At 35.8% G+C, this 13,292-nt stretch carries 8 protein-coding genes; 1 reads left to right on the top strand and 7 read right to left on the bottom strand.

The features are described from left to right. Positions 1-117: 117 nt before the first annotated feature. Positions 118-2,250 carry a S9 family peptidase gene (locus VK161_RS05075; protein ID WP_324213673.1) on the top strand — a complete coding sequence of 711 codons (2,133 nt, stop codon included), beginning with the start codon at positions 118-120 and terminating at the stop codon, positions 2,248-2,250. 108 nt (positions 2,251-2,358) lie between these two features. Here the strand turns inward: VK161_RS05075 and VK161_RS05070 are convergent, their stop codons facing one another. The 7 genes from VK161_RS05070 to VK161_RS05040 form a co-directional block, all read right to left on the bottom strand. Next, entirely contained in the window at positions 2,359-2,529 is a 171-nt protein-coding gene (locus tag VK161_RS05070) for a hypothetical protein (protein ID WP_324213672.1), read from the bottom strand. A 3-nt stretch (positions 2,530-2,532) separates the two neighbouring features. Next, complete coding sequence (locus VK161_RS05065) at positions 2,533-2,667, bottom strand: hypothetical protein (protein ID WP_324213671.1); 135 nt, start codon at positions 2,665-2,667, stop codon at positions 2,533-2,535. 147 nt (positions 2,668-2,814) lie between these two features. Further along, positions 2,815-3,537 (bottom strand): LytR/AlgR family response regulator transcription factor, encoded by a 723-nt coding sequence (locus VK161_RS05060; RefSeq protein ID WP_324213670.1) that lies wholly within the window; start codon positions 3,535-3,537, stop codon positions 2,815-2,817. An 11-nt stretch (positions 3,538-3,548) separates the two neighbouring features. Next, positions 3,549-5,393, bottom strand: a complete 1,845-nt coding sequence (locus tag VK161_RS05055; protein ID WP_324213669.1) for a tetratricopeptide repeat protein — start codon at positions 5,391-5,393, stop codon at positions 3,549-3,551. A gap of 315 nt (positions 5,394-5,708) precedes the next feature. Next, the gene (locus VK161_RS05050) at positions 5,709-11,612 is read right to left on the bottom strand and encodes a Calx-beta domain-containing protein (RefSeq protein WP_324213668.1); all 5,904 of its coding nucleotides are present in this window, start codon (positions 11,610-11,612) and stop codon (positions 5,709-5,711) included. A gap of 12 nt (positions 11,613-11,624) precedes the next feature. Further along, positions 11,625-12,761, bottom strand: coding sequence for an ABC transporter substrate-binding protein (locus tag VK161_RS05045; RefSeq protein ID WP_324213667.1), 1,137 nt, complete (start codon positions 12,759-12,761; stop codon positions 11,625-11,627). A 3-nt stretch (positions 12,762-12,764) separates the two neighbouring features. Next, positions 12,765-13,280 (bottom strand): phage tail protein, encoded by a 516-nt coding sequence (locus VK161_RS05040; RefSeq protein WP_324213666.1) that lies wholly within the window; start codon positions 13,278-13,280, stop codon positions 12,765-12,767. Positions 13,281-13,292 lie beyond the last annotated feature (12 nt).

Raw genomic sequence — 13,292 nt, 5'->3', positions numbered from 1 at the left:
TTATATAATTTCGAGTAAGTGTTATATAATTTTATAAATAAGTAGTAACAAAATAGAAAGAGTATAGACCAACTGAACACAATTTTATACCTTTACCTCAACAAATAAACTTTGATTATGAACAAAAAAATAGTACTGATTTTCAGTTTCTTTATTGCGATTACTACCCAAGCGCAATTGAAAAAAATCACTTTAGAAGACGGCGTTTTACAACAAGGTCGCAAATTTGGAGCCGACCGAATGACGGGTTTTCAATGGATTCCGAATACCAACAACTACGTGTATTATACTGATGTATGGACCAAAATGGTTTCGGCTTCGACTACCGACAAAAACGCAAAAGAACTAGTGACTTTGAGTGAAATCAACACAGCATTGGGTACCAAAATCAAGAACTTTTTTGGTATGGAATGGTTGGATGCCAACACGCTTTTGGTAAATGATGGAGGTAAATTTTATCGTTATAACATCACTAGTAAATCAGGAAATTTAGTTCAAGAAAGTACTGAAACAAGTGAAAACCAAACTTTTGATTCATCCAAAGAAAATTTGGCTTTTACAGAAGGGAACAATTTGTATTTCTTCAATAAAAACAAACAAAAGATTGCTGTTACCAAAAACTCTGATAAAAATATAGTGTCGGGACAAAGCATTTCGCGAAATGAATTCGGAATCAACGGTGGAATTTTCTGGTCGCCCAAATCATCGTATTTGGCTTTTTATCAAAAAGATGAAACTAATGTTGCCGATTATCCGTTGTTGGACATCAATGAAACTCCAGGTAAATTGGAAAACATAAAATACCCAATGATTGGTCAACCTTCTGAAAAACCACGTGTTGGGATTTACAATTTGGCTACTCAAAAAACAATTTTCATTTCTCCAAAAAACAATCCCGAAGATTATGTAACTAATTTGGCTTTCACACCCGATGAAAAATACGTGTTGATTGCCGAGTTGAATCGCGGGCAAAACGACATGAGTTTGAATGTATACGATGCTGCAACAGGAGCTTTTGTGCGTACTATTTTAAATGAAAAAAGTACTAAATGGGTTGAACCCGAACATCCGGCGTTTTTCCCTAATAGTAAATCGAATAACTTTGTTTGGATCAGTGAAAAAGATGGTTTCAACAATTTGTACTACTATTCTATTGATGGAAAATTAATCAAACAACTGACTGCAAATCAATTTGTGGCTCGTGAAATTATAAGTGCGAATCCGGCTGGAACTGAAATTTATTTCAAAGCGACTGGACCAAACCCAACGAATATGTTGGTGTATAAAGTAGATTTAAAAGGAAAACAAACGTTGATTACCAAAGACGAAGGCGTTCATAATGTGGTGATTTCTTCGGATGGGAATTGGTTTTTTGATGAATATTCCAATCATTCAACGCCATCAAAATCGGTGTTGTACGACAAAAAACTAAAAGCTGTTACTTTATTAGAAAGCAAAAATAAATACGAAGGCTATCAAATTGGAACTTCCGAAATCAAAACAATAAAATCGGCTGATGGAACTACTGATTTGTACACGCGATTGATTAAACCAAGTAATTTCGATCCTAACAAAAAATATCCTGTTTTAGTATATGTCTACGGCGGACCGCATGCACAGATGATTACCAATTCGTATTTGGATGGTGCCAATTTATGGATGTATTGGATGGCAGAACAAGGTTATTTAGTATTTACATTAGACAATAGAGGTTCTGATAATCGAGGTTATGCTTTTGAAAGTGCCATTCATGGACGATTGGGTGTGAACGAAATGGACGATCAATTGAAAGGTGTTGAGCATTTAAAATCGTTACCTTATGTTGATGGCAATCGTTTGGCAGTTCACGGATGGAGTTACGGTGGATTTATGACTACTTCATTGATGTTGAGAAAACCAGACACTTTTAAAGTAGGTGTTGCTGGCGGACCAGTGACTGATTGGAAATGGTATGAAATCATGTACGGTGAACGTTACATGGACACGCCAGCTGAAAATCAAAAAGGATTTGACGAAGCGAGTACCTTGAATTATGTTAAAGATTTAAAGGGAAAATTGTTATTGATTCACGGAACTAGTGATGATGTAGTAGTTATGCAGCACAATTTGGCTTTGGTGAAAAAATTCGTCGAAGCTCAAAAACAAGTGGATTTCTTTCCGTATCCGATGCACAAACACAATGTAATTGGAAAAGACCGAGTGCATTTGATGGAGAAAGTGCTGAATTATGTAATTGAGAATAATAAGTAATTCTGATCAAAGATAAACAAGAAAAACCACCAATAACGGTGGTTTTTCTCTTTTGAAAATGATCCCCAACCATTTTCGTTAACAAAACCTATCTAACTATAAATAGACCTAACTGAGAAAGAATTTTGCCTTGGCTATGGCAATGGTCAAAAAACTTCCTGCTACAACATCAAACACAAATTGAAGATAATTGGTAATAAAAAGCACTCGAATTAAGATCAGACTGACTCCAATTATTCCAAAAACTAAAGCATTTGATATTTTTATTTTCGTATTCATTTTTTACTCAAAAACAAAATTGAGAACCAAATAAAAATAAAACACAATTGCGATTACCAAACCGATTAGGCCAATAACTCGAACCAAATTGACCCATTTATTGTTGTTTTCACTTCGAAGCAAATCAATTAATTCCATGATTATCTTTTTTAGTTCCATTAGTAAGTTGACCTAAAGTGACTACTTTTTTGGGAGAAAAAAAAATAAATGGTATGAAACGCGCTCTGTTTGGTATGAAAGTCGTTGGAGTTGTGATTTTAATTTTTAAGAAACACTGAATTAACTTTAAACCACGTTTAACTTTTTCAAAAGATCATCGTAATAATTCTTCGAAATTGGGATTTTACTCGCAACTATTGTGACGTAATTGGTTTCAATTTTGGTTAAATAATCCAAATTTACTATGTACGACTTGTGCGTTCTAAAAAACAAATCACTATTGAGACGGTCAATAAAATTGGACAAGGTTGCCCGGATGAGTTCTTCTTTTTTGGTTGTTTGGATTTCGAGGTAATTACCATCTGATTTTATCCAAAGAATATCACTGATGTTGAGTTTGGTGTATTTGAATTTATCCTTCAAAAACAGAGCATCTTTGATGACAAAGGCGTCGTTTTCGGTTGGAGTTGGGTGTTCGGAATTACTTACTGCGTGCAGTGACATTTCTATAGTTGAATACAATTGCTCTTTCTTGAATGGTTTGACCAAATAATTTACTGGATTAGTACTTTTAGCACGATTGAGTGTTGCACTATCTGAGTACGAAGTGGTAAAAATAAACGGAATCTTGTATTTTTCATTGATCAATTCGGCCAAATCAATTCCATCTTTGCGTGAGTTTAAATTCACGTCAAGCAAAATCAAGTCGGGTTTTTGTTTTTCTAAAATTGAAACTGCATCGTCAAAATCCATGGCCACATCAATTACTTCATAACCGATGGAGGATAACATATTTCTAACATCTTCTGCGATGATGAGTTCGTCTTCTACAATTAGTATTTTAACCATAATCGTTGTATTTATTTTCCTGAGGCTTTTTGAAATTCTTTTAAATCTTTAAACAACACTTCAAAAGTGGTATTAGGTTCATTTTCTTTGAGTGAAAAACTTCCACGCAATTGTTTGCTGAGAATAGTGACCAGCTTCATTCCGAGTGATTTCGGTTTATTCCAATCAAAATTTGAAGGTAGTTTTTCGCCATCATTACTTACTAACAATTGATAATCAGTAGAATTAATAGCGTTAATTTGTATTGAAATCTGACCTTCTTTTTTATTAGAAAAAGCGTGTTTGTAAGCATTTGAAACCAATTCGTTTACAATTAATCCCAACGGAATCGCAGTATCAAAATCGAATTGGATGTTGGAGGTTTCTATGGTCACCTTAACAGAATTTGAATCGCCTTTGTACATTGTTGAAAGATAATTAGTCAATTCTTTAAAATAATTTTCGATGTTGACTTTATCGATGTGCTCCGATTGGTATAAATTCTGGTGAATCAAACTCATAGCTTGCACTCTACTCTGTCCTTCTTGAATGGATAGCAGAACTTTTTGGTCTTCAATATCTTCGGATTGCATGTTGAGCAAACTCGATATGATTTGCAGATTATTTTTTACTCGATGGTGAATTTCTCTTAATAATGTTTCTTTTTCGGTGAGTGAATTTTGAATTTGTTCCTTTTGTTGTTCTACAATATTTTTTTGTTTTTTATACGATTTTAAATTAAAATAAATGCCGATGGTCAGTAAACTCAGAAAGAATAATGTCATCGCAATGGCAATTAAAAAATTGCGCTGTTTGTTTGACTCCGATTTTAATTTTGTATCTTTTTCATTCTGGAGTCTTTTGAGTTGTTCTTGTTTTTTATCAAACTCATACGTCATTTGAATTTGAGTCACTTTATCGTTTATCTCGCTATTGAACATCGAATCACTCATTTTTTTAAAGAGCACTTGATTGGTATAAGCTTCCTTATAATTATTTAATTTAGAGTGAATTTTTGAAAGGTTTTCATAGCAAAATTTAATCGATTCAAGTTCTCCTATTTTGGTTGATAGTTGTAGTCCTTTTTGGGTGTAATCTAAAGCATCCTGCAGCTGATTGGTTTTGAGATAAATGACACCAATTTCGCGGTAAACATCTGCCTGACCTGATTTGTTGCCTAATTGCGTATACAGTTCCAAGGCATTTTGAGCGTATTCGAGCGCTTTTGAATACTCTTTTTTCCCTAAATAGACTTTACTTAAACTACGTGAAGAACCTGCCAAATTAGTTTTATAGTTTAGTTTTTTCTCGTATTCAAAACACCTTTGAAAGATAGTAAGTGCTTTATCGTATTGTTTCTGATCGAGATAATTGAGAGCAATATTCGAACTGATTATGTTTCGTAGTCGTTCAGCAGCTGGTGATTGAATTCCATTAATGCTTTGCAACGCTTTTTGATAATTCAGTTGTTCTTCTTCTAATTTTTCCTGCTTATTGTATATGATTGCTATGTTGTTGTAAATCCGTGCTATTTTGATTGGATCTTTAATTTGTTCGGCGATTTGTAAGGCTTTGGTTAAATTTTTTGACGATTCTGGAAAATTATTCAAAAACAAATAACATTGTCCTTTGATTAAATAGGAAACACATTCATCGTCTTTGTATGCTCTGTTTTTATTGATTTTCAAAGCCAAATCAACGTGATTGATAGCATCGTAAAAATCACTTCTATCGAGGTAGATTTTTCCAAAATTATTATAACTTTTGATGATGCCAAGTTGGTAACCGATTCGTTGTGCTTGATGCATAGCAACTTTTTGAACTGAAAGTGCTTTTTCTAAATCATTTTCAGTATATACTCTTGATATTTTTATCAAAAGATTAACCCTCACAGAATCAGCAATTGAACCGTTATCTGACTTTTTTTGTGAATCATATTTTGTAATCAGTCTTTGCAGACTATCAATTTTATGATTACTCTGTGAAAAAATCGAGAGTGTAAAACACAGCAATAATGTTGTAAAAAACAACCTCTCTTTTAAAGTAAAAGCTATTGATTGAACCATACTCATAGTATTAATCATAATTTGTAACTATCAAATTTATGACTTCAATAGTGGTAAAAAAACAAAACAATAAAAAAAAGGTTACCCAATATATAGGTAACCTTTTAAATTCAATAATTTGAAGAACTATCTTTTTATCATTCGAACTGATTTTGCATTATCACCTTGTGTTACAATAATGTTGTAAACACCATTCGGATAATTCACTCCAGCTTCAAAATTTTCGATGTCATTAGTACTAACTTCTTTAGTTTCAATCAATTTTCCTAACATGTCATAAACACTTACAGAAATTGGCTCTACTGAAGAAGAGGTAACGTTCAATTTAAAGTTTTCACTGAATGGATTAGGAGTACCTACTACTTCGAATACCTCAACAACTGATTTAGTTGTAAGTTCTTTTAAAGGAGAACCTGGAGTTGTTACTGAACAAACTGGTCCGAACGGAAGATACGTTCCATCAGTATTCATAACAGCAACATCAACATTATAAACAGTTCCTATTGAGTAATCCGTAACTAAACTGAAAGCAAATGAACGAATTGGTCTATCGATAATTTGAACCGAATTTGTTAAAGTATTAGTCACTCTAAAACGGTAGCTTGTTGTAGCGTATACATAGTCTGCATAAACTAAATCACTACTAGTTAATAAAGTTGACCCACATTGAGCAGCTCTCAGTTGAGTTAAAGCAACTGGAGTTGAAACAACACAAGCAGCGCCATATGGCTCCCAAATATTATTTCTTCTAACTGCCACTTCAATTGAATAGGCTTGATCATAACGGTAGAACGATAAACTTCTCAAATATAGATTTCTTAAAGCATAATCTTTAATAATCACTTGATTAGTCTCTAAATCAGTCACTCTAAAACGATAAGCCTGAGCACCTGGAACTAAATTAGCATAAATCACACTGTTATAATCTGCTAATGTTGATCCACATTGTGTAGCAATTACATTAGTAACTCCAGTTCCAACTGTAACAGTAACTGCTAATGTTGGACTTTCACATCCATTTAAAGTTTGAGTAGCATAGTAAGTAGTTCCGTTCACTAAAACGGTTGAACTTGGTAATAAATTACCGTTACTTGCTGCATCATACCATTGAATATTTGTTCCTGTTACAGCAACATTCGCTAAAGTAGAACCTACTGATAAAGTTTGAGCTGAAGAACCAGTTGGTGCTGGTGTTGAATTTACAACGATAGTCAATTCAGCAGACAATGCACACTGACCTGAATCAGGAGTAAACAAATAAGTTGTAGTGGCAGTGTTGTCCAAAGCTGGTGACCAAGTACCAGTAATACCATTCAAAGATGTAGTTGGTAATGCACTTAAAGCACCTCCTGTACAAATTGGAGCTACAGCGTCAAAAGTTGGAAGCACGTTTGGATTAATTACCACATTAACTTGTCCTCTTGGACTTTCACATCCATTTAAAGTTTGAGACACATAATAAGCACCAGTAACTAAAACGGTAGAAGTTGGCAAACTATTTCCATTCGTTTCTGCATCGTACCATTGCAAACTTGTACCAGTTACACCTAAATCAGCAATGGTTGCACCATCACATAATTCAAAACTAGAATTATTAGAAATATCCATTGTTCCATCCAAACATTGAGTCGGAACCCAACCTGTTAATGGTGGATATAAACCTGCAGGTACATTGGTGTTTTCAAAACCTGTAGAAGCTATATCTCCACAACACCATAATACCCATTTTGTAGTATCATAAGATAATCGTAATGTAGTATCTGTACTTAAGTGAAACGATGCTTTACCATTTAGTAAACCTTCGTAAACATAAGTTCCTGATAAAAATCCGCACTGACCTGTGAAAGTTACAGTGAGATCCGCTGATACTGGTGGAGGTGTCGAATTAACAGTTATGGTTAATGTAGTAGTGTTTGCACATTGTCCTGCATCTGGAATAAATGTGTACGTTGTAGTTATTGTATTATTCAAAGCTGGTGACCATGCACCTGTAATGCCATTCAATGATGTAGTTGGCAATGATGATAATACGTCTCCTGAACATATTGGAGCAACAGAATCAAAAGTTGGCGTTACAAGAGGATTGAATACGACTGAAACAGAATCTGTACCAACACAAGTTCCATTGGTTGCTGTTAAAGTATACGTACCTGATGTAGTTACATTTACTGTTAAGCCATTAGTCGCTCCTACAATTGTACCACCATCAGCGGCTGTCCATAGTAAGTTGGGTATTGTCGTAATAGCTAAATTAGAAATTGCAACTGTTCCAGCACCAAAAACATTATCCGTAGTAAACATATTGAAACTAAAAGTATCACCTGCGTTTACAGTAAGTGTCATACTTCCTGATTGAGATAATCCACCACTAGTATCATAACCATTCATATTCGTTGGAGTTCCATTAACAACAACTCTTGGAATATCAAATTGAGCTCCATCACCGGTATTGTAGTTCCAATTAAATGAAATGGTAGCGCTACTAGGAATAGTAATTGAGTAATCAGTGTTACCATTGGTGTTGCTTCCATTGTCTCCACTTGTTAAAACAATTGATCCTGGTGCTCCTGAAGTATCTACACTACCATTAGCATTCGAATTTGTAAATGTCCAATTCGCAACATCGTAAGCTCCTGAAAAACCATTGGTTACATTTGTTCCTGAAACAGTCGCTGTTAGTGTTACTGTATCACCTTCACAAGCCACAGCAGGTTGAGCAATATCCACAACTGGAGTAGCATTGATGGTTAATTCTAAAACTTGAGAATCACATCCTGAAACTACTGTATATGTACCTGATTCTGTATAAGTTGTACCATTCACAGACCAAGTATAAGAATCACAAGCTGAAATAGTCGTTGTAGTAACATTACCCGGATTTACAACAACCGTCATAGTTGTTGGTCCACCACATTGTCCTGCATCTGGTGTAAAAGTATACTCAGTTGTAGCTGTATTATTAATTGCTGGCGACCAAGTTCCTGTAAATCCATTATTTGAAGTAGTTGGTAATGTAAAACTATCACCAGAACAAATTGGAGCAACTTGACTAAATGTTGAAGTTACGTTTGGTAAAACGGTTACTGTTGATGTACAAGTTGCCGTATTTCCCGATGTATCAGTAACGGTTAAAGTAACTGTAACTGGAGTTCCCACATTAGCACAAGTAAACGTATCTGGACTTACACTTAATGTAACTGCACCAGCGTTATCAGAAGAACCATTGTCAACTTGAGAAGCGGTAATGGTTACTGAACCTGTTCCAACATTTGGAGTAACAGAAATATTCTGACAAACTGCAGTTGGTGGTACGTTATCAACAATGTTTAAGTTAGCAAAAGGAACGGTAGAAAGCGCTGGTGGACTTTGAGCATGTATCCAGTTAGAAACATCTTCAAAATTGGCAGCAGAAACCGCTACAGCTCTTTTAGTTGGGTCGTATTCTGTTCTAGCTGGAGCAGTTGCAGGGAAACCATCAACAACTAAAGCTTTTAAGAAAATATTAGAAGGATCTTCAATAGAAGGTAAATTTCCACCTGAAACTGAAGGAGTTCCTGTAAAAAGAACCGCGTAGATATCAGTTACTCCATTTGATGGATTGGTATCATTATCTTCATAAGCGTATAATGTCTCTCCAGTTGTAGCGATAGCTAAATTTCCAGAGATTAAAGTAACACTACCACAAGTACCATTACTACAAGTTACTGAGAAAGTATCAGGAGCAGTTTCTGTAACTACTACAACATTTCCTTTAGTAATTGCAGTTCCTGGAGAGGTCCAACGGATAACTCCTTCACCTGAACCAAATAATAAAGTAGAATTGTTAAACGAATTATCCGTAAAATAAACTACCGTATTTGCCGGAATATCTTGAGCTGCTACGAATGAGAATCCGTCTGGATCAACATGACTCATACCTACAAGAGCAACAAGAGGATCTGAATCAGTTGTATCATCATTGTTGATGAAACCTGTAGCCGCATTTGGACTTCCACCGTCGTAACCTGTTCCACCAGTAATAGTCAATACTATTGATTCTTGTACTTCAAGTCCTAAGTCTCCCACTGGAGTTACTGAAACTGTAGCCGAAGAAGAACCTGTCGGAATTACAACTGAACCTGCAGAAGCCGTAAACGAACTTGCTCCAGATGCAGTATAATCGGTAGTGAAAGTAGCTGTACCACCAACATTGAAGTTTACAGTAATATTACTAGCTGCAACTGACGATAATGCAAAAGTATACACCATTGCCGTTCCACTGTTTTCTGCAACACTCGAAGGAGCAACAGTAACACTAGCAAACGGATTAGCTACACCTGTTGAAATAATGATGTTAGCAAAAGGAACTGTTGACAAAGTAATATTACTACCACCATTAATCCAATTGGCTGGGTTTTGGAAGTTAGCACGATCAACTGTAGTACCTCTTAAAGCAGGATTGTATTCTGTACGTAAAGGAGCTGTTGCTGGAAAACCATCAACAACTACTGCTCCAGGATAAACTAATGCTGGATCTTGAGCTGATGGAATTACACCACCAGAAACAACAGAAGTTCCTGTAAAAAGAACAGCTTGAACAGATGTTACACCGTTAGATGGGTTAGAATCACTATCTAAATAAGCATAGAATTCTTCTCCAGCAGTAGCCAAAGTAAACGTTCCGCTCACAACACTTACACTACCACAACCGCCAGAAGAACAAGTTGTTGTAAAAGTATTTGCTCCCGTTTCAGTAGCTACAACTACTTGACCTCTTGCTAAACCTCCTGCTGGAGCTGTCCATTGCATTACAGCTTCAGTTCCTGAGAAAGTTAAAGTTGAGTTGGTAAAAGGATTTTCGGTAAAATAAACTACTGTACCAGCAGCAATATCTTGCAAAGCAACGAATGAGAATCCGTCGGCCGTTGTACTGTGATTCACACCCGTTACTGCCACAATTGGAGTAATAGCAAGTGTATCATCGTTATTGATTGTAGTTGTTGCAGAACCCGGACTTCCAGCTACATAGCCAGAACCACCAGTTAATGTCAACAAAATAGATTCGTTTGCCTCCAAAACACTGTCTCCAACTGGAGTTAATGTAATTGTAGCAGTACTTGAACCATTAAGAATAGTCACTGATCCTGCTGAAGCGTTAAAAGAAGCAGCACCTGATTGAGAATAATCAGAACCAAATGTAGCTGAACCGCCAACAGAAAAGTTAATTGTTAAATTTGATGTAGCCGTAGCACTCAATGAGAACGTGTATACCATTCCGGTTCCACTGTTTTCATTCACAGTTAACGGTGAAGCAGTAACACTCACTACCGGATCAGCAGCTACTAAATTCAAATTGGTAAAGAAAATAGTTGAAAGTGCAGAACTAGTTTGAGCATGAACATAATTAGAAGGATTTTCTAAAACTACCTTACTTACATTAGTTCTTGCTGGAGCTGTTGGAATAAATTCGGTTCTGTCAGGCGCAGGTGAAGATGGAAAACCATCTATTACAATAGCATTTGGAAAGTCAAATACTGGATTTTGAGAGGCAACAATATCACCACCTGTGATAACATTGGCACCTTCAAAATAACCTGTAAACAATACCGAGTAAATAGTTGTAATTCCGTTTAACGGATTGGAGTCGGAGTCAGTGTAAGCATACAATGATTCACCGCCAGTTCCTAATGCAAAAGGTCCAGCGCCACTTAATACGGCCGTTCCACAAGAACCACCACCCGTACACGTTACACTAAACGTATTTGCAGTTGCTAATTCATTTACAAATACAACGTTTCCTTTAAGAATAGTTGAAAGTGCTGTGAACTGCACAACGGCTTCTGAGGTGTCGATAAACGTATTTGAAGCGTCATTGTATTCATTTTCGGTAAAATAAATAACCTCGCCCGCTGCTAAATCTTGGGTTGCGACAAAGGAAAACCCGTCAGTCCCAGTGTGATTGATTCCGATTACTGCCACTTTTTGCGAGTAGCCCAAGCCGACCGCAAACAGCAGAAAAAGGAACATTAATTTTTGAGTCATTTTTTTCATAATTTGTTAATTTTAAGTACAGATATAAGGATTCTTCCAACCTGTGTAAGGAAGATCTTCCATTTTTTTATAAATAATTTCAGAAAAAGAGGAATCAAGAACCTCTATAACTGCATTTTGATAATTGCCCTCTGTTTGTTCTAACTTTCTAAGTTTAAAAAAATGAGGTATTGATTCATTGTATTGAGAAAAACGCAATTCACCACGAGAAGTAAATAATGTTTTGTTGGAAAAATAAGTTCCTAGTTGATTAGGAATTGAACCCTCTTTTTGAAGACAATACGATAAAATCGCACCTACTTCATCTCCAAGAAGACTAAAAATATTAGGAGTTTCAGCATACTTACTTTGGTAATTTTGATTGAAATCATCCATTGATTCAGCATCTTCACCAAAAGCCCAAGAAGCGATGGAATAAAAATTTTCGGGAAGTTGCACTTCCGTTTCATTACTCTCATCAGTCATTAATGGAATGGCCACATTCGGAATCGAATCGAGACCCGATTGAGCCAATTTTGCTAGGACTTTATTTCCTTCTTTATAACTGAAAACCGAGAAAAGAACATCGGGTTTATTTTGTTGTAAGCCTTCAATCATTCCATCAAAAGTTTCCGATTTATAATCCATCGGACTCACGTAATTGTACACTATCTCGCCTTGATGATCGGTAAATCCCTGAAAAAAGGATTCTGACAATTGATAGCCACCATCGTAAAAAGAACTTAATAAAGCTGCTTTTTTTCCGAAATGCTGTGCTGCATATTTGCCCGACAAATAACTCGTTTGACACAAATTAAGCGACACATGAAGAACGTAAGGACTACAATGCGTTGGTTTTAAAACTCTTGCTCCCAAGGTAACATGCACGATTGGTTTTCGATACGAATTGGCAACGGTTACTAAACTATCCAACATAAAGTAGCTACAAAAACAAACTATTACATCGGTTTCTTCTTGCAATAACATTCGTTCAACTCGTTGAAGCAAACTCGAATCCGTTGCGTTACCAACGCTTTCAATTATAAATTTAGGAACACAATTCTGATCAACCGATTGATTAAATGACAATTTAAAGCCATTTAAAAAATCAATTGCTAGTCTTGGAAACATGTCCGACTTTGGTAATAATATTCCTATTTTCAACTCCATAAATTAATTTCTCGAAGGATAAATTCCTTGCATTGCAATACAAACATTAAGAGCCAGATAAGGGTTTCTGATGGCTAATGGCTGGTTTCCACCAACTATTTGCTCTGTTAAACCTCCTAAAAAAGCACCTGGAGCAACATCTTCGCTAAATCGATTGGTACCCGATGCAATTTTATTCGTTGGAATAGCATCTTCACCCGTTGCCGTATTCACAGCTACGTTAACACTGTGATTGTGTGCAGGAAGGTTTGTAGTCAATATTGTTGTATTTTCTACACCACTCGCTTCACCCCAAGATATAGTTGATAACCCTGGACCAGAACCTGGATGAACCATAGCTCTTCCTCTTAAATCAGGTAAAGCAAAAGTGGTTTGGCCGTTGCCACCATAAGTGGTTCCGAGTAGTGAAAATAAAGCGGTATTCTGAGCAATTGATATTAATTGCCCGTTACACTGTTGCCACCCAACAGGAGGAAAAGTGAATCCAAATCCTTGAATCTGTCCGATAAATGGTTCCATAATTTAAATTTT

The sequence above is a fragment of the Flavobacterium sp. genome, from assembly GCF_035299245.1.
Classification (GTDB): domain Bacteria; phylum Bacteroidota; class Bacteroidia; order Flavobacteriales; family Flavobacteriaceae; genus Flavobacterium.
This window is presented reverse-complemented; position numbering and strand designations above follow the sequence as displayed.